Genomic DNA, 20,216 nt, shown 5'->3' on the forward strand with positions numbered 1-20,216 from the left:
TAAAATGGACCTTAATGAAAAAACAAATATCCAAAAAGTATAGCTGCTATTATTCCGGCCAAATCGGCTATTAAACCAGCAGTTATAGCATATCTTGTTTTTTTAATATTTACAGATCCAAAGTATACCGCAACGATGTAAAAAGTTGTCTCCGTTGCACCTCTTAATACGCTAGCAAGCTTCCCGGTAAACGAGTCTACCCCATAAGTATCAATAGTTTCTATCATCATACCCCTGGCAGCACCCCCACTTAGAGGCTTCATAAGTGCTGTGGGTAAGGCTCTTACGAAGTCAGTATTGATTCCTGTAAGACCAATTAAATATTCTATCCCACTCATTAAATAATCCATTGCTCCGCTAGCTCTGAACACTCCGATGGCTACCAATATGGCTACTAAATACGGTATGATTTTAATGGCAATTTGGAAGCCTTCTTTTGCGCCATCTATAAAGGTCTCATATAGATTAATTTTTTTTCGTAGACCTAGTGCTATGAAGCAAATGATTAAAGTAAATATAATAAAATTGCTGGCTACCGTAGAGATAGTGCTTATGCGTTCTTGAGGAAGGGTAGTGAAATAATATATAAGAATCCCTATAAGTGTAGAGAAACCTACAAGGTAGGCGAGGATGACTTTATCCAGCAGATTTATCTTCTGATATATTGCTACCGTGATTAGGCCAACCAAAGTAGATACAAATGTCGATAATAAGATAGGTAAAAATACATCTGTAGGATTAGATGCACCCATGACTGATCTATCTACCAAAATGGTAAGAGGAATGATGCTAAGACCCGAAGTATTCAATACTAAAAACATGATTTGAGCATTAGAGGCTACCTCCTGATCTTTATTTATGGTCTGCATCTCCTGCATAGCCTTAAGACCTAAAGGAGTGGCAGCATTATCTAAGCCAAGAATATTAGCAGAGAAATTCATGATAATAGATCCAATGGCTGGGTGGTTGGCTGGTATTTCTGGGAATAATCGTCTGAAGAAAGGGCCTACCAGTCTGGATAGAACATTCACCATGCCTCCTTTTTCTCCAATTTTCATTAAACCTAGCCATAAACTCATCACGCCTGTGAGGAATATTGATATTTCAAATCCGGTTTTAGCCATTTCAAAGGTGGAAGTGACAATGGAGGGGAATACTTCCATGTCTTGAAATACTATCAGTTTGATAAGTGCCACAACAAAGGCTATCAGAAAAAAGGCTACCCAAAGATAATTTAAAATCATACGGACTATCGGTTAGGATGCAAAGGTCTTAAATGGTAGGCATAATACAACTAATTGCTCAATATCTCAGATTGAATAACTGATTATTCAAATTTTCTAATCTTTTGACATGTGTAGCAGGTTACTTTAAATCTGTAGTTGGGTATAAACATTAGTATAAAATTAACGGATTTATTACATTGGATCATTTTTAGGCAAAACGCATTTATTCGAACCCAATTTGACTGCGTTTAATTTTTTAATTAAATGATGATAAAATTTAAATAATCTATTTTAATTATCCCTGATCATGAAAAATCTTTGTTTTTTGGTCCTATTTTTAGGATTTGGTATGAAGGGCATGTCGCAAGAGATGCCGGGAGGTATTGGTAGTGGCACAGGATCAGATGGCAAGCCGCATTTACAAATGTGGTACGAGGCTTCTGATATAGGGTTATCAAACAACTCTTCTGTTACATCTTGGGCAGATAAATCTGGAAATGGTAGAAATATTACTCAGGTAACAGCTGCCGCCAGACCTACAATGAAAACAGCCGCAGATGCTAACTATTCTTTCGACGCTGTTCGTTTCGATGGTACTGACGATTTCTTGAATATCGATGGAAGTGTAATCACTAACACTGATTATACTGTTGTTGCTGTTGCTGCGAGAAGGACAGGAGGAAGAAATGTAATTATGGGTGGAGCTACAGGCTCAACCAATCAAAACTTCCATCCCTATTTTAATTCAAGTACTTTAAATTTACATCACTGGGGAAATGATTATAACGTCGCTTACTCAGGAGGTGCCGGTTCTACGGCAAATGGAACTACGCCAAATTTTGGGGTTTTTGTATTTAATTTATCCAGTACAGGAAGAGAGATGTTCCAAAATGGAACTTCATTAGGTACTGATGGAAGTACTTCTCAATTAACATCTTATTCAGGTGCTGCTCTAGGAAGGATTGCTGCAATCAATGAATTTAGTGACCTTGATATCGCTGAGTTAATAGTCTACTCGGACGATTTAAATTTCGTAGAAATGGTTATTCTACAGAACTATTTGAGTTCTAAGTATGATATACCTATGGATGCGAATGATTTTTATGCTGGAGATACTCCTGGTAATGGTAATTATGATTATCAAGTAGCTGGTATTGGAGCAAATGGTGGACAAGAGTTAAGATCAAATAGCTCTTTGGATCTTACCATAGAGGTGGATGGAAATCCTACAGGATATGGTGTATTATTTGGTAATAATGGGGCTGCTAATGCGGTTTCTACTGCAAATTTAGGTTCAGGTGTGGCTCAAAGGTGGGCTCGTACATGGTATATAGATGAAATAGGGGCTGCTAACGTAAAAGTTGAGTTTGATTTTAGCGAACATTTCGGCAACTACCCATCAGGAGACCCTGATAATTATGTTTTACTAAGATGGTCTGGTTCTTCCTATGATATTGTTTCAATAGCAGCTGTAGATAAAAATGCTGTCGGCAGCAAAATTATATTCGATGTAGCTGATGCATCGCTTACTGACGGTATTTACACGCTGGGAACAGTAGACGCTACAGATAGTCCTGTAACTGGATCATCTAACCAAACCTGGTATAGTTATGCTTCTGGTAACTGGAGTAACCCAGCTACCTGGACCTTAGATGGAGGTGTTATTCCAGATCAAATACCTGCTGGAGGGGGAATACCTTCTTCAATAGATGATGTCGTTATCACTTCTGGCCGTACAGTAACTATGGATTTGGATGATGTAACTGTAGGGAGTGTTGAAGTAGTAGGGGAGCTGGATTTAGGAACTACACATGGCCATGACTTTAATACGATTACTGGTTCAGGAACTATACATTTCGCGGGATACAATCCTGGCGGTGGAGTAGTAGATAATTTCCCTGCTGGTGAAACTACTCAATTTGCGGATAGTCTCGCCGGTGGTACTGTAAGAATTTACGGTACAGGCCTCTCATTAAACCAAAATAGAACTTTTAATGATGTAATTGTTGATCTAAATTCTACATCAAACATTGCCATATTAACTTCTAATTATAGAATCAATGGAGACTTATCACTTGAGGACGGTGTATTCCAGATCAATGATAATTCTTCCACTACAGTAAGAAGCTTAGATATTTACCATAATTTCGATATCAGAAGTTCTGCTTCAGTAAGGGTTGGTACAGGTAATACTGCATCAGGTTACTCTATTCCAGGTGCAATGCCAGCTGCTGGAGCTTATCACGGTATTTATCATCAAATTAATATTTATGGAGACTTCAATAACTCTGGTTCAGCAAGATTCTCCAACCTAAGTGATCCTGTTTATAATCAGTTTACCTCTACCGGAGGTGCTACGGTAACTTTCAAAGGCCGTGAAAATAAAACAGCCTATCTTAATGGTGTAACAGATTTCTACAATCTGGTTGTAGATAAAGGTACAGACCAGACATATACCTTAGAGATTAATTCTACAAATGCTTCAAACTTTAGATTGTTAGGTGCCAACAATGTGGGAAGATACATATATGCACCTTATTCAGAAGCTAATCCTGAAGTGAGAAAAGCTCTTTTCATTAAAAATGGAACGTTAAAGCTTACTGGTAGAGTAAACATTCCATCATTATCTGAGGGTAGTGAGGCAGGCGGAAATGGTGATTACGCCATTGGCGCTAATGGATATTTGTGGATTGATGGAACGAACGTAAGTGTATACAGCACGGCTAGCGATGCTTCTCAGTCTCCAGGTTCCACAGGTGTAAACACAGGATCGGGTAATCAGGCTTTATCAGTATATGGTAAGTTTAGAATTAGTAACGGATTTTTTGGAACACGAAACAGTGCAGGTCTTATTTTCTGGACTGCTGTAAGTGGCGAGGTTCAGGTAGATGGTGGAACGGTAAACGTTTCTCAGCTCAGAACTGCCAATGGTGGCACTGGAGAAAATTCATACATCCAAACTGGTGGAAATGTTTATGTAAGAGGTAGTTCCACAGAGCCTGGAGAAGTTGCTGGTGAATATGCATTGTTCAGTATGCACTTATCAGAAAGTGTTTTCAGAATGACTGGAGGTAATCTTTACGTGTCAGGTGCCAGAGGTCTATCTGATCAAACAGGCAATGCCTCAGGTCAGTATCATGGCGGTGGCCTTATAATAAATTCTGACGAAGGAAAATATGAGGTAACGGGTGGTACTATTCACCTAATTAACAACACAAACGATAATTTTATAATCTCATCAAGAGTTCCTCTTTGGAATGTTGAAATGAGTAAAACAGGTGGTTCTGCCACGCAAATAGATATGCAGGTAGCTACCGCAGGTGGTGGTGGAGCAGGAGAATATAGTACTGTAGATGATCCTATTCTTCGAGTGCTTAACGATTTAACTATTGGCTCAGGAGTAGAGTTTGACCATAACGGATTTAACGTTGAGGTAGGTAGTGATTTTACTGTAGCGAATGGAGGTTCATACCTTTATGATGGTAATAAACATAATACGCTTACTATTAATGGTACAGATAATTCATTAATGTCTCTTTTGAATATTGATGGTGGAGGTAATCCGGGTGAGCAGCAGGTTTTCTATAATTTAATTATTGATAAGCCACACAATAAAACTGTAAGTCTTGCATCTGGTAAAACAGGTAGCGAATATAATGGCTTCCAAAATAACTTATTCAGAGTAAACGGAGAGGCTTTTAAGGTTTTAGGAGGAACGCTGGATCAAGGAAGGCATAGTATCTTGGCTAACTGTGATACATTGGTAAATTATGATGTATTAACAGTTTATAACAGAGCAACTGCAAGTACCGATGCTAATTTCAATGGTAATAATGATCAGTTGAAAATGGCTTCAAATCAGGGGACTCCTACAAATATTGTGGTGATAACAGCTGATACAGCGGTTATCGGTAACCTGAAATATTACATGCAAGATTATATTGTTGATATCAACAGTGATCTGCATGTTCAATATCTTGAATATTCTAATGGTAGACTTAATATTCAGGATAATAATCTGAAAATCGATTATTTTGATGAATCTAAGTCATTTACCAGAGGAGCTCCTTCGGTTAGTGATATGATTGTAACTAACGGAGAGGATTCTGATGGCGGTATTTCTCTATATATAAGTGGGAATAATACTTACAAATATCACTTTGGTTTAGGTTTAACGAATTCTGAGCCTACTTCAAGATATACTCCGGGCACAGTTAACATCAGTGATTTTGTTGATGATGGATATATTACTATTAGACCTGTTGATCAAGTACTTGGAACTACAGTAGATAGTGGAGATATACTTTCTTATTACTGGAAAGTTGATTACACTGGTTTTAGCACTCTTCCTACAGTTACATATACTTTCAAATATTATGATAATGATCTTGATGGATCAGGTAATGAAGGCAACTTTGTAGCGGGTAAAGTATTAGATGTAGTACCATTTACAAGAAATTTTGAAGATGATGGCATTCCTGAAAATGAAGGAGTAAATACTTCATCAAACATCATAACATTTAATGGTCCTGCAGATTCTGGGTTTACCCTAGAGACAGCTAGCTATACAGCTGGAGAAAACCCAAGATTCGTTGGTGCCCCAGAAGTTTTCTATAATACTTTTTCTTCAATAGATAACTGGAATGACGGTACTAAATGGACTAGCAATAGTGATGGTTCGGATGATGGTGTAAATGCTTATCCTCAGGCCGGTGATATTGCCATTATGCAAAGTTACGGACTTACCAACGATAGAGCATGGGTTTATGCTAACGTAAACATAAATGTAGCCAAGTTAATATTTGATAACTCAGCTGGTGGCTGGTTAGCTCGTTTGTGGATGACAAAGAGAAATGCCACTCATAATTTTGGAATTGTGTCAGGTGCAGGTGCACTTTACTTTGAAGCTACTTCTAACCAAATCCCTAACATCACTGATGGTTCTGATTTAGGACTATTCTCAAGTAATCTCGATTCTTACTTCATCTATAAAATGGATGTAGATAATGCAGATGTTGATATGTTAAGCAATATTGATGAGTATCCTAACTTGAGAATTGAGGCCGGTAATGGTCCTGGTGATGATGATAATAGGATTCTTTACACTACTATTCCAATTGTTGTGAATGGTGAGTTAAGAATGGACAGATCCAGTAGATTGATAGCTAATCATGACATAACTGTTCGACAAGATTTGAGAGTTACCTGGCAGGAAAACAGATGTACTTTTGAAATTGGTGACGATAGAGAAGTAACGATTACTGTAGAAGGTGACCTACGATTAGAAGATGGTAACGGAAATGATGATTCTCGTTTCATTGTAAAAAATGATAATCAAGCAGGATACGAGCACAAAGTAAGGATAGGTGGAAATCTTGTTGTTGAGTCTGTTAACGCGGCATCTTCTACTTTTGATTTATACAATGGTGCTGCGCCAAACAACAACGCTATTTTAGAATTTATAAATGATGGCAGTGTTACTTATTCTAATGCCAGCACTATAATTCCAGATTTATATAGGATAGTTGTTAACAAAACCAATCCTCAGGATATAGTAAGTATGGACGGTGACTTTGATCTAAATGGCCCTACAAGTGGAGTTGGTCAGGTGAAAGCCATCGAGTTAATAAGAGGTACTTTTGTGCTTAACCATCCGGACATCACCGTTAATTTAAACACTGGTGATGATAACTTCAGAATTCCGGCAGGAACCACAATGGATGTGACTCAAGGAAAGGCTTTTGTCAGTGGTAATAGTACAGGTATATATGTTGATGGTACATTAGCAGTTTCTGGAGCTAATGGCGAATTAAACATGGATATCAGCGATGCTAGTAACCCAGGAAATGGCTTAGGTCAGGATGGTAATAACTACATTGAATATTCAGCTTCAGGTAGTGCAAGCATGGTTATTACTGATGGAACATTAACGGTTGGTTCGCAGATTAGAAGATCAACTATTGCTACTACTGGTATCTTGAACTATGAGCAAACTGGCGGTCAGGTAGTTGTGGGTAAAAATAATCCATCGGTAGCAGACAGAGGTGTCTTTGAAGTTTTGAATTCTGGAAGCCGATTTGTGTATACCGGAGGTTCATTAACCTTGGTGAAGCAAAATTCTACATCTCCATCTGTAGCAGCATTGATGTTATTGCCAACAGAATTTGATGTTCAACAGCCTATAAACATTGGTAATGCGGATACACCTGTTGGTCAAGATAATTTCGGAATTAATGCAAATATTCCTTTAGATGGTCTGAACATTAATGGAACAAACTCGCCGACAGCATTTATTAGAGTTAATGAGTTAACCTTAACCGGAGATTTAGTAATAGATGCCGGTGCAACATTAGATGCAGCAGGCATTAAGTTGATTCTCGAATCTAATTTTGCTAATGATGGAACATTTGTTCCTTCTACTAACACAACGGAATTTAATTCGGATCAGATTCAAGTGTTAAGCGGTACTGGTACAACTGAGTTCTATAATCTTTCCAAATACGGAGCAGGTGAGCTACAGATACAACAAGATATTCCGGTAACTAATCTATTGAGAATAGCTGAAGGAATAATGAATGATGGTGGCAATGACATTTCTCTTTCAGGGGATGCAATCATTGATGGTACTCATCAGAGCTCAGGAGGCAACGGCCTTATCTTTGAAGGAAGTATTCAGCAGAGATTATATAGAACCTTAGCTGGTACCAGTGACTTAGGAGTTGTTACTATTAATAATGCGAATGGTGTGGTTATTCCAGAAGGTAATGGCTATAATTTCAATGTGAATAATGAATTGCGTATGCAGAATGGTGTGTTTAATATTGGTAGTGCGTTAATAACCATTGGACAGAATGCTAATATCACTCCAGTATCTGCCTATTCAGTTTCTAACATGATGAAGACCAATAGCTCTTTTGCAGATAATGGTGTTAGAAAGATATTCCCTGCGGGTTATACTACCGATTTTATCTATCCCATTGGAGAATCGAAATATACTCCAGTTACTATTGACTTAACAGGTGCAGGATATAGTTCGGGAACATCTGTAGGTAGCATTACTGTAAGGCCTGCTAATGAGTATCACCCGGCTATTGATGAAGGTTCAGACTTTTTCGCTTCAGGCGATATTAACAATGTTCTTCATTATTACTGGACTCTTGAAGCAGATAACTTATCAAGTTTTGTAGGTAATGCTTACTTCCAATATGATCAGAGCGATGTAAAAGTTGCAGAAGGCGGTTACAGTGAGGCAGATTATATAGCAGCTCAGATTCTATATGATAATAACCCAAGTAATAACATCAGCAAATTCACAACGGCGGAAGTTGACGAAGTAAACAACATTATCACATACGACCTTACTGGTAGTGGAGCTGGAATTACCAATTCAGGTATTTCCGGAGATTATTTCGCAGGTATAGATCAGGCTATTCCAAATAATATTGCCACATACATTTCTCAAACAAGTGGGGATGTAGATCAGCCAATATATGATCAACTTGTACCTGGTGGAGGCGCACCAAGAGGAGCTATATTAATTGTGGATACCGGAGATGAAGTAACATTCGAATTAGATGACATCAATCTTTATAGAACTGAAATTAGAGAAGGTGCTACACTAACCGTAGATGGAACTACTGGTCACAGATTAGGTATCATTTCAGGTACTGGTAACTTAAAAATTGTTAGTAACACTTCCAGCGCATCTTTACCGGCCGGTGATTATGGTGACTTCTTCTCTTGCAGTGGAGGTGGCCTTGAGTATGCTGGTACAGGTAGTTATAGTATACTAGGTGGAATTACTAACTTGAGAAATTTATCATTAACTGGATCTGGTCAGAGAAATTTCCCTAATAATAATATTACAATTTGTGAGGACTTTTTGCTAGATGGACCTGAGGTATATTTTCAAAATGATCGTAGACTGGATGTGGAAAATGATTTGATTATAAATTCAGGAGTCTTAGAAAACCCATCAGGTTATGGTAGAATAACTGTTTATGGTAATTTTCAAATAAATGGAGGTGAGTTTAAAGGAGCTTACAAAGGATATACTTATCTAATAGGAGATGCAACGATTTCATCAGGAACCTTGAGAGGAGGTAATTCTCAAATTTTGTATACCTTTAAAAAATTTGAAATTCAAGAAGGGGGAACATTTATAGCTGATAATAGTAGTATCACGTTTCAATCCAGTAGCTCTAATAATTACAACTCTGAAATTATAGGGGATTTTACTGGTGTGAATTCCTTTAATAAAATTAGAATCAATAAGATAGGTAGTCAAAATCGTGTAAATGTTAGGGATAATATTGAAATTACTGAGAGTGTACTTTTCAGTGAGGGAAATATGTATCTGGATGAAGATAAAACTGTTTTATTTGCTGAAGATGCATCTGCCACACCTGCCGCCGGTCTTGACAACTCCTACATTGACGGAAAAGTATCAAAAACCTTAGCCACAGCTGGAGAAAGCTTCATATTCCCAATAGGAAATGGAGGAGTAAGAAGACCTGCAACGGTAAGCAACGTTTCTACCGGAGGACTTTCATGGGAGGCTCAGTATTTCTTGGCTAGCCCTATGGCCGACTCTAGAGTAGATAATTTAACACCAACGAACTCTAACATTAAGACATTAAGTAATATAGAATATTGGGTAATCTCAGACGGTAGCTTAGCATCGACAGGGGAGAATGCGAATGTAGGACTAAGCTGGGGTATGGCTAGTGATGTTTCTACATCAGCTTCGGAGAGAGAAGAACTTGAGGTAATGGTCTGGAATGATGGTACATCCTCATGGGATAATTATGGTGGAGGCACTTTCAGTGGTGGTCATACACAATCATATGGTACCTTCAGCTCTACCTCTAAAGTATCCTTCAGTGAGCATGTATTTACACTTGGCTCAGGTGATGAAGCTAATCCCCTTCCTGTGACTTTAAGATCGTTTACAGGTGAAAATAAAGGTTTGGAGAATCATTTATACTGGACTACAGTTTCCGAGATCAACAACAGCCATTTCGAGCTTGAGAGATCCTCTGATGGTGAGACATTCCAGTTTGTAGCTGAAATAGATGGTTCTGGTACCACTAATGATGTTGTTAACTACAGTTATGTAGATCATAATCCAGTATTTGGAGTTAACTACTACAGATTAAAACAAATTGATTTTGATGGGACAACAACCACGATTAAAACTATCGTGAGGTTAACTGTAGATCAGGATGTCAGAGGTATTAATCTCGTGACTTATCCTAACCCTACAAGTCAGAACAACATTAATATAAGAGTGGCAACAGGCCTTGAAGCTCCTGTAATGATTAAGATGTATGATCTATACGGCAGACCGTGTTATGTGAAAGAGTTTGAATATAATGAGTTAAGTCAGGATATTAAACTTGATGTAAACGGAAGCCTTAAACAAGGAATTTACATCATCAGTGCAGAGCAAGGTGTGATAAAGGATACTAAGAAGGTGATGATACTTAGTAATAACTAAGCATCATCCCATATTAAGTAAATTTAAAGAATGGCAGGCCACAAGGCCTGCCGTTTCTGTTCTTAGGGTACTGTTTCCTAAGGCTACTTTTCTGAAATCACATTCCTGAGCCAATTTCAACTCATTCGCGGTAAAATCACCTTCAGGGCCAATGAGTATACAAGTGTTTTTGCCAGACTGAGCTAACTTAAAAAGCTGGTCAGGATTCTCTTTATCTACAAATGCAATAAACTTTTCATCAGCTCTGACTTCATTAAGAAAAGCGGTTAGGCTATTCATTTCGTTAATGGTTGTCATGAAACGCTGCCCTGACTGCTTCATGGCAGAAATAGCCTTTTTAATGACTCTCTCAGTCTTTAATACCCTTCGCTCGGAGTTCTTGGTTAAGATGAAGCTAACTTCTTGCAAACCTATTTCTACGGCCTTTTCAATAAACCATTCTATCCGATCCATATTCTTGGTAGGGGAGATGGCTATATGAATAGTATAAGAGGGCCTCTCCGCCTGTGAAGAATCAATTATATCAAACTCACACTTCTTATGATGGTTGTTTGTTATACGTGCTTTATAATATCCCCCGGCGCCATCTATCAATTCTATTTCATCACCAATTGAATGCCTTAGAACCTTTACGCAATGTCTGGATTCTTCCTCATCCAGGTGATGGATGCCAGATGGGATATCAGGTTGATAGAATAGTGGCATTAAGCGTATTTAGCTTGAAGTTCTTTTACAAATTGAATGTATTCAGTCTCAGCGTCAGCTGAATCTTTACCTTTGAGCTCAGCCCAGGCATCATGTTTTGCTATTCCTTTAAAATCAAAACCTCCGGGTCTTTCTCCGGTATTGTCTCCCTCCGTAGCCTGTTTAAATAGAGCATATAGTTTCAATAGCTCATCATTAGCAGGTCTTTGAGGTAGTGATTTAGATGCGTTTACGGCGTTATCAAATTCTTCTGTCATGGTTCTAAAATTGTTTTAAATAAAAAAAAGAGGCCTTTGAAATAAAGCCCCTTTAAAATTATAATTTGAATGAGTTGTTTAGCGTTTGTCAGCTCCTACGTAAGGTCTAAGATTCTCACCTACATAGATCTGTCTTGGTCTACCGATAGGTTCGTGGTTCTCTCTCATTTCCTTCCACTGAGCAATCCATCCTGGTAGACGACCCATCGCGAACATTACTGTGAACATGTCTACAGGTATACCTAATGCTCTGTAGATGATTCCAGAATAGAAATCTACGTTAGGATAAAGCTTTCTTTCTACGAAGTACTCATCATTAAGTGCAACTTCTTCCAGACCTTTAGCAATATCCAATACAGGATCATTTACACCAAGCTTTGCTAACACATCATCAGCAGCTTTCTTAATGATCTTCGCTCTAGGATCAAAGTTTTTATATACTCTGTGACCAAAGCCCATAAGTCTGAATGGATCATCCTTATCTTTTGCTTTTGCCATCCATTTTTTAGTGTCTCCACCGTCCTTCTTAATGTTCTCAAGCATGTTTATTACAGCCGAGTTAGCACCACCATGTAATGGTCCCCAAAGGGCGTTGATACCAGCAGAAAGAGAAGCGTAAAGGCTCGCTTGAGATGATCCTACTATTCTTACTGTGGACGTAGAGCAGTTTTGCTCGTGGTCAGCATGTAAGATCAATAGTTTGTCTAATGCGTTCGCAATTACAGGGTCTACTTCATACTTCTCAGCAGGTAGAGCAAACATCATTTTTAAGAAGTTAGAGCAGTAATCCAGATTGTTATCAGGATAATTTACCGGGTGACCAACTTCGTTTTTGTAAGCCCATGCAGCAAATGTTGGCATTTTAGCCAAAATTCTGATAATGCTAAGGTTCACAGCATCAGCAGATCTGTTAGGATCTAATGATTCTGGGTAGAATGCAGTAAGCGATGTAACTAAAGACGACAAAACACCCATTGGATGAGCATTTGAAGGAAACCCTTCAAGTATTTTTTTGATATCTTCATGAACAAGAGTGTGAACTTTGATATCGTTTTGGAATTTAGTTAATTCATCAGTCGTGGGGAGTTCTCCGTAAATAAGTAGGTATGAAACTTCAAGGAAGCTTGATTTCTCAGCTAGTTCCTCAATAGAATACCCTCTATATCTTAAAATCCCTTTTTCTCCATCAAGAAAGGTGATAGCACTTTTTGTAGAGCCAGTATTTTTAAAACCTGGATCTAGTGTTATCAATCCGCTCTCGCCTCTTAACTTTCCAATGTCAATCCCTTGTTCTCCTTCAGTGCCTTCAGTAAGCGGCAACTGATATGAATCGTTTCCAATTTTTAATTCAGCCGTCTTTGACATATTTATCTATGGTTTATATCTGTTTTTAGTAAAAAATAGACCGTGAAATTAGGTAAAAAAAGGGTTAAATAAAAACCGCAAAAATTATCTAATTATTGCCTAAAATCAATGGTAGCCCATCTTTGCCACTACCTACTACAACTACCTTGGAGTTAGTAGATTTAGATAGCTCAAGAGTGGCTTCAATACCACGCATTTTAAGTAATTCCGGTGTTAAACTGTTATTTATAATTTTGTTAGCAATAGCCTCGCCTTCTGCGGCTATTTTCTTTCTTTCTGCTTCGCTTTTTTCCTTTTCTAATCTAAACTGATAGGCTAAGGCCTCTTGCTCTTGCTTCAGTTTATTTTCAATCGCGTTTTTAATCTGCTCTGGCAGATTTATCGACCTTATTAATAACGCTTTCATTTCACAGTTGTTTTGCTGCAAGCTTTTCTCAGTCTCAGCTTTAATCATAGTTTCTACCTCGCCTCTTTTCGTAGAATAGATTTCTTCTGCTGTGAAACGCCCCATTACCTGCCTTACAGCAGACCTTACTTCAGGCACCACTAATGAGGTGACATAGCTGGATCCAAAATTTTCATGTAGGTAGCCGACCTGATCATAAATCGGATGAAATCTTAAGGTTACATCTACATTTATACTTAAACCATTCTTATCAAGCACATCCATTTTTTCTTCAATGGAGCTTTCTCGAACAGTGTAAACATATAGGTTATTCCATGGCGCTTTCATTCCAAACCCAGGTGTAAGAATATTTTCCTTGTCCAATCCACCTCCAAATTTGTAGAAAATCACGCCTCTTTCTCCAGCCTCTATGGTAAAGAAGATGCTAGATGATAATGCGATGATAAGTACAGCTGCAATTACCAGAATGATAATGAATGGTAAGAATTTTCGGTTGTCCATAGTAAGTTATGCTCTTCTGTTTATTAGTTGATGCTTAAAATTAATCACAAGAAGGCATTAATTTATTGTTATCCTCAAAATATCCTAATTCCTTGGCTTTTTCCCATTGGTTGCAGGCGGCTTCCTTTTGGCCCATAACAGATAGACAATTGCCTATCTGAGCATAATACTTTCCTTTGGCTGGTCCCATCTCAATGGCCCTTTCATAATCCTTTATAGCGCTTTCATATTCTTCCATATTCTCATATGTCCGAGCCCTTCTAAAATAGGTTTCAGCTTCAGGCTTTTTCATGGTAGCAATATTATACATGTATATCGCTTCTTCATATTTTTTAAGATTATTTAACGCTTTGGCTTTATATAAATAATACTTGTAAAAACCAGACTTCATGGATAATAGCTCATCTGAAGCTTCTAAGGCTTTTTCGAAGTTTCCAGCCTCAATAAAGGAGGAGTACCTGTAGTATTGATACTTTTCGTTGAGCACTTCTAATTGGTCATCTAGTGCTGGTAGATCATTAAGTTTAAAATCTCCCAAAGGATGGGGAACTATTTGATTGAAAATTTGGTAATAACAAGTGGTATCTTGTGGATGCCTTGAAATATAGCTGTAAAAAAAAGTTTTTGCACTGTCTGGTTTACTGGTTCCCTGATAAGCAAAACCAGTATATATAAGTATATTGTCTATAGAGGCTGGTTTACCTACAATCTTGAAATCTGCGAGGGCTTTTTCATAAGCACCGGATTTTAGATATGCGACCCCCCTCTGATAAATTGCTTTTTGGTTACTAGAATCTAGTTGGATACTGCGGGAAAGAAGATATATAGCAGAGTCAATATTTGTTGAAATTTGATGATAACCAATATCATAATATTGGCGTGCACTTATATCATTTTGGGCATTTGAACAGTTATTAATATAAACAGTAAATAAAAGAGCCAAGTATAGCCATTTACATGCTGGTGTTTGAAGCATTGTAAAATTGGGTTATGATATGAGCGAGTTAAAAAAGGTTAAAATAGTATTTAATTAAAATAATTCTAAGCTGTTTGCCAAAAAATTTGTATTATGCGAAGTTTCCCAAAAACACCGGGTTTTCGCAGCTGAAATACACATTTGTTATGGTATTATGCAGCTCTAAATTTACACAATAATTAGAATTTGGGAACAAATTAACTATTTAATTGTTAATTATCATTGTATATAAAGTAGGACGTAAATATATTAGGATTAAGGAGAATGAGACAACTTAAGATTACACAGTCTATTACAAACAGGGATAGCAGAACCCTGGAGAAGTATTTTAATGAAATTTCGAAAGACGAGTTACTTACACCTGAGGAGGAAGTTGATTTAGCGCAGAGGATAAGAGAGGGAGATGAGGCCGCTTTAGAGAAGCTTGTAAAAGCAAATTTACGATTTGTGGTATCTGTGGCTAAGCAATATCATTACTCTAATAAGATTCCTTTAAATGATTTGATAAATGAAGGTAACCTTGGTTTAGTAAAGGCTGCAAAGAGATTTGATGAGAAGAGGGGATTTAAGTTTATTTCTTATGCTGTATGGTGGATTAGACAATCAATCATTCAGGCTTTGGCTGAGCACTCTAGAATTGTAAGAATACCTTCAAACAAAATTGGTGCGCTTTCAAAAATAGATCAAGCTTCTTCTTTATTAGAGCAGCAGTTTGAGCGTGAACCAACCGATGAGGAATTAGCAGAGTTATTAGATATGTCTGTGGATGAGGTGAGAACTACAGTTCGCTCTCAAACTAAGCAGGTTTCTATTGATAAGCCATTTTCAGAAGATGAAGGAAGTTCTTTGTTAGATGTAATGGAAGATGAAGATAGTAACGAAGTAGAAAATATCGTATACAGCGATTCTTTAAGAAGAGAAGTGACAAGATTACTTTCTACTCTTACAGAAAGAGAAAGAATAGTAATAAGCCAGTACTTTGGATTAAGCGAGAATACAAGCTTATCTCTAGAGGATATTGGTGAGAACTTAGGTCTTACAAGAGAAAGAGTAAGACAGATTAAGGAAAAAGCGCTTAGAAAGCTTTCTAAGAACCCTAAGAATGAATTATTGAAGCCTTACCTGGCTAACTAATATAAAATCATTAGTAACTAAAAAGGGTATCTCATTTGAGATACCCTTTTTTTATGTCCTAATGAATCAGAAGTATTAGTTACTTCTGATGTCTTCTAGTTTATTTCTTTCAGTTTGAAGGTCTCTTCTTAGCTTCATCTGCTTCTCTAAAGCATTGCGCTTATAGTTCTCATATTCTTCATTTAGCCTATCATAGTCAGCGGTCTTCTTACGAGCTGTTTTGCTGTTGTCCTTATACTTGAAGATGATAAATGCCAGAGCTATCACTAACACTACTATTAAAGTATAGGTGATGATTTTGAAGCTTTCCTTTTCAATGTCTATGCCTAACGCCTCAATATGCGTAGCCAGGTAATCTTTCCCTTCGATAGATGCATCTTTTTCTGCTATTGTGCTATTAAGTTTTGCTATTTCCTTTTGTTGGGTGCTAATTTGCGTTTTGGTTTCAGCAAATTTCTGTTTAGACACTGCGAGAGAGTCTTGTACGACCTTCCAAAAGTCTCTTAACTCCGTTTGTTCAATAACCTTGTAGGTTTTGTATGTTCCAGAGTTTTCTTTTAGGTTCGCAAACTGATCATCAAGAGTTTGAGCAGATACGCTATAGCCAACTAAGCAAAAAATTATGAATACTAGTTTTGATTTCATCAGTCAATATTGTTTGAGTAGTTATAATTGCAAAAGGGCACTAAACTAAGTAACAATTTCTATATAAAATAAAGTCTTTCAGCTCAAAAAATGTTTTTTCGTCAAAACACAATTTTTTTCGATGAAGCGGCAGATAAACATAATTTAAAACATTTGAGTTGAACAATCAAAAATACACAGCGTTAGATTTTTAAATTTTAAATAATGGCAAATATGTCCGATAGTTTTAAACCATATATGTCACACCCGTGGCATGGTATTCCTGCAGGTGTGCAGGCTCCTGAAGTAGTTAATGCGTTTATTGAGATGACGCCAGCTGATTCAGTAAAATATGAGATCGATAAGTCTTCTGGGTTTCTTAAAGTAGACAGACCGCAGAAGTTTTCTAACATTGTTCCTGCTCTTTACGGCTTTGTTCCTCAAACCTATTGTGCAGAAGGTGTGGCTTCATTATGTATGGGTGCCACAGGTAAGAAGGATATAGTAGGTGATGGTGACCCTATTGATATCTGTGTTTTAACAGAAAGAAATATTATTCAAGGAAATATATTAGTGCCAGCTATTCCTATCGGTGGTTTCAGAATGATCGATGGTGGAGAAGCTGATGATAAAATTATTGCCATCCTTAAGGGAGATGAGGTTTTTCAAGACTGGCATTCTTTAGAGGATTGTCCGGATTCCCTTATTAATCGTCTTAAGCACTACTTCTTAACTTACAAGCAAATGCCAGGTGAGGAAGCTCACAAGAAAACAGAAATTGCTGCTGTTTATGGTAAAGAAGAGGCTTACGAAGTAATTAAGGCAAGCCAAAGAGATTATGAGCTTCACTACAAATCTGATAAGGTAGCTTCTAAATAATCAAATTTATAACCTAATACTGCCAACTATGAAATTATCTAAACTAGCTATTGTTGTTATAGGATCAACTATAATGGTTTCTTGCGGTCCTTCAAATAAAGGTGAAGATGCTTCATCAAGTGATTCGACTGAAATGTCTTCAGGTGATAATAAACCTGAGGAAAAGGTGATGTTAGAGGCGAAAGCCACCATTAATCCTGCCAGTGGAAGTAACATGCATGGAGAAATGACTTTTACTGATCTTGGTGAAGGTGATGTCACTTTTAAGCTTACTGTAGAAGGAGCAGAGCCAGGAACACATGCGGTTCACTTGCATCAAACGGGTGACTGTAGTGCAGAAGATGCTACCTCAGCTGGTGGTCATTGGAATCCCTCTGATGTTGAGCATGGTAAAAGAGCTGTTGATATGAAGTTCCACGCTGGCGATATAGATAACATGGAAGTAGGAGCGGATGGTAAAGGCGAGTTGACAATGACTATATCTGGATGGAGTATTGGAGGTGCCGATAGCACTAATATTATTGACCATGCTGTAATTATTCATGCCAAAGAAGATGACTTTGCAACACAGCCTTCAGGTGCTGCTGGTAAGAGAGTAGCATGTGGAGTTATTGAAAAAGCAGATTAGTAGTCAACATTACTATAAAACGAAAAAGGGTATGCCATGATCTGGTATACCCTTTTTCGTTTCTAATAGATTCGATTAATTAGTCTTTTTTAATATAATCATGGTTGGTTGGCTCTACATGAATCATTACCTCCAATATTTGAGGTAATTCTTTTTGAATGGCATCTTTTACATCATGCGCTATAGTATGACCTTCGTGTACTGTAAGGTCAGATGTTACCCAAATATGTAGATCAGCATGATACATTACACCCATTTTCCGTAAGTAGCATTTTTCCACCTTATTTACCCCATCAATGTCTAGTGCTAGTGATTTAACCTGGCTTTGAAGTTCAGGTGCTAAAGATTCATCTAATAGCTCGCCGATAGCGGGCCTAATTATGAAATAGGCATTAATAACGATAAATACCGCCGCAAATAAAGCAGCGTAATCATCTGCGGTTTCGTAGCCTTTACCTCCAATAATGGCAATGGAAATTCCTATGAAGGCTGCTGCAGAGGTAATAGCATCACTTCTGTGATGGAAAGCGTCAGCTTTTACTGCTCCACTTTCTATCTCTAAACCAGTTTTTAATACAAATCTGTATAGTAGCTCCTTGCTAATGATTACTACTACAAGAATTACCAACGTATATGGTGCAGGAGTTTTATGAGGCTCCATGATATGATATATACTATCTTTAGTAATTACGTATGCAGCAAAAAGCAGAGCCATAGCTATACCTACAGACACAAGAGCTTCGGCCTTACCATGACCATAAGGATGGTTTTTATCTGGCGGCTTAGATGACCACCTCAGGCCTACCCACATCATGGTAGAGGTGAATACATCACTGGTAGATTCTATTGCGTCAGCAACCAGTGCATATGAGTTGCCCAGAATACCTCCCAAGCCCTTAATAATAGCTAGCAAGCCACTAATTATGATGCCTACCAGGGTGGTTTTTAAGGCCTTTTTAGAAGATTCTTTATGATGGTCTATTTGCGTCATTAAAAACTTTAAATCGAGTATTTATCAATAAGTTGAAGCTCTTCTTCTGTGAAGCCAGACTGATCAAGAGAAGCCACATTTTCTTTCAACTGCTCTGGAGAACTGGCTCCGATAAGTACAGATGCTACCTGCTTTCTGGTAAGAAGCCATGCAATAGCCATTTGAGATAACTTTTGCCCCCTTTTGTGAGCTAATTCTGCTAAAGGCTTAATCTTGGAGAGATTGTTCTCAACAGCTTCTTTTTCTAAATATGTAAAGTTTTTAGCGGCTCTGGAATCTTTAGGTATTCCATCAAGATATTTATCTGTAAGTAATCCCTGTGCCAACGGTGAAAAGGCGATGCATCCCAGGTTGTTATCTTCCAGCGTGTCCAATAAATTAGATTCTACCCATCTATCTAAAATGGAATATCTGGCCTGGTGAATGATAAAAGGCACTTTCAGCTCCTTGAGAATTTTAGCAGCTTCTGCCGTTTGTGTATGTTCATAATTAGAAATACCCACGTAAAGCGCTTTGCCTTGTCTAACAATATCTGCTAAGGCAATCATGGTTTCTTCTAAAGGGGTGTCAGGATCTGGTCTGTGGTGATAGAAAAGATCTACATAATCCAGATTCATTCTTTTTAGACTCTGATCAAGACTTGAGATGAGGTATTTTCTGCTTCCAAGGTTGCCATACGGGCCTGGCCACATATCATAACCTGCTTTGGTAGAAATGAATAATTCATCACGGTATGATGAGAAGTCCTTTTTAAATATAGTGCCAAAGTTAGTTTCGGCAGAGCCGTAAGGAGGACCATAATTATTTGCAAGGTCAAAATGCGTTATGCCTAAATCGAAAGCTGTTTTAAGCATGTTTCGGCCGTTTTCTATGTTATCTACAAAGCCGAAGTTATGCCATAAGCCTAGTGAAATGGCAGGAAGTAATACGCCGCTCTTGCCACAGCGATTGTACTTCATGCTATTATAACGGCTGTCTGAAGCTATGTATTCTTTGTTGTTAGTTTTGTCGTTGATTTGCATTTT

13 protein-coding genes are annotated in these 20,216 nt (G+C 37.7%); 4 read left to right on the forward strand and 9 right to left on the reverse strand.

The features are described 5' to 3' along the window. Nucleotides 1–11: 11 nt before the first annotated feature. The gene (locus LVD16_RS12080; protein WP_233774200.1) at nt 12–1,244 is read right to left on the reverse strand and encodes a spore maturation protein; all 1,233 of its coding nucleotides are present in this window, start codon (nt 1,242–1,244) and stop codon (nt 12–14) included. A 289-nt stretch (nt 1,245–1,533) separates the two neighbouring features. On the opposite strand from LVD16_RS12080, the gene LVD16_RS12085 reads away from it, so the two are divergent. Beyond that, complete coding sequence (locus LVD16_RS12085) at nt 1,534–10,725, forward strand: T9SS type A sorting domain-containing protein (RefSeq protein ID WP_233774201.1); 9,192 nt, start codon at nt 1,534–1,536, stop codon at nt 10,723–10,725. A gap of 3 nt (nt 10,726–10,728) precedes the next feature. Here the strand turns inward: LVD16_RS12085 and LVD16_RS12090 are convergent, their stop codons facing one another. The 5 genes from LVD16_RS12090 to LVD16_RS12110 all read right to left on the reverse strand — a co-directional run bounded on the left by LVD16_RS12090 (nt 10,729) and on the right by LVD16_RS12110 (nt 14,935). Further along, nucleotides 10,729–11,430 carry a 16S rRNA (uracil(1498)-N(3))-methyltransferase gene (locus LVD16_RS12090; protein ID WP_233774202.1) on the reverse strand — a complete coding sequence of 234 codons (702 nt, stop codon included), beginning with the start codon at nt 11,428–11,430 and terminating at the stop codon, nt 10,729–10,731. Continuing rightward, nucleotides 11,430–11,687 carry an acyl-CoA-binding protein gene (locus tag LVD16_RS12095; protein ID WP_233774203.1) on the reverse strand — a complete coding sequence of 86 codons (258 nt, stop codon included), beginning with the start codon at nt 11,685–11,687 and terminating at the stop codon, nt 11,430–11,432. The genes LVD16_RS12090 and LVD16_RS12095 overlap by 1 nt, the downstream gene beginning before the upstream one ends. A gap of 78 nt (nt 11,688–11,765) precedes the next feature. Next, nucleotides 11,766–13,052: a citrate synthase gene (locus LVD16_RS12100; protein ID WP_233774204.1), complete on the reverse strand. Its 1,287-nt coding sequence runs from the start codon at nt 13,050–13,052 to the stop codon at nt 11,766–11,768. 88 nt (nt 13,053–13,140) lie between these two features. Next, entirely contained in the window at nt 13,141–13,959 is an 819-nt protein-coding gene (locus LVD16_RS12105; RefSeq protein ID WP_233774205.1) for a prohibitin family protein, read from the reverse strand. Nucleotides 13,960–13,999: 40 nt separating this feature from the next. Continuing rightward, nucleotides 14,000–14,935 (reverse strand): tetratricopeptide repeat protein, encoded by a 936-nt coding sequence (locus LVD16_RS12110; RefSeq protein WP_233774206.1) that lies wholly within the window; start codon nt 14,933–14,935, stop codon nt 14,000–14,002. Nucleotides 14,936–15,199: 264 nt separating this feature from the next. On the opposite strand from LVD16_RS12110, the gene LVD16_RS12115 reads away from it, so the two are divergent. After that, the gene (locus LVD16_RS12115) at nt 15,200–16,069 is read left to right on the forward strand and encodes a sigma-70 family RNA polymerase sigma factor (protein WP_233774207.1); all 870 of its coding nucleotides are present in this window, start codon (nt 15,200–15,202) and stop codon (nt 16,067–16,069) included. Nucleotides 16,070–16,144: 75 nt separating this feature from the next. On the opposite strand, the gene LVD16_RS12120 is transcribed toward LVD16_RS12115, so the two are convergent. Further along, entirely contained in the window at nt 16,145–16,714 is a 570-nt protein-coding gene (locus tag LVD16_RS12120) for a hypothetical protein (RefSeq protein WP_233774208.1), read from the reverse strand. Nucleotides 16,715–16,951: 237 nt separating this feature from the next. Between LVD16_RS12120 and LVD16_RS12125 the strand changes: the two genes are divergently transcribed. Next, nucleotides 16,952–17,572 (forward strand): inorganic pyrophosphatase, encoded by a 621-nt coding sequence (locus LVD16_RS12125; protein ID WP_370687642.1) that lies wholly within the window; start codon nt 16,952–16,954, stop codon nt 17,570–17,572. A 28-nt stretch (nt 17,573–17,600) separates the two neighbouring features. Continuing rightward, nucleotides 17,601–18,200, forward strand: coding sequence for a superoxide dismutase family protein (locus LVD16_RS12130; RefSeq protein WP_233774209.1), 600 nt, complete (start codon nt 17,601–17,603; stop codon nt 18,198–18,200). Nucleotides 18,201–18,279: 79 nt separating this feature from the next. On the opposite strand, the gene LVD16_RS12135 is transcribed toward LVD16_RS12130, so the two are convergent. Both LVD16_RS12135 and mgrA read right to left on the reverse strand, forming a co-directional pair. Next, on the reverse strand, nt 18,280–19,191 hold the full coding sequence (locus LVD16_RS12135; protein WP_233774210.1) for a cation diffusion facilitator family transporter: 912 nt from the start codon (nt 19,189–19,191) through the stop codon (nt 18,280–18,282). A gap of 8 nt (nt 19,192–19,199) precedes the next feature. Next, complete coding sequence (mgrA, locus tag LVD16_RS12140) at nt 19,200–20,213, reverse strand: L-glyceraldehyde 3-phosphate reductase (RefSeq protein ID WP_233774211.1); 1,014 nt, start codon at nt 20,211–20,213, stop codon at nt 19,200–19,202. Between the last annotated feature and the right edge of the window lie 3 nt (nt 20,214–20,216).

The organism is Fulvivirga ligni, from assembly GCF_021389935.1.
Classification (GTDB): Bacteria; Bacteroidota; Bacteroidia; order Cytophagales; family Cyclobacteriaceae; genus Fulvivirga; species Fulvivirga ligni.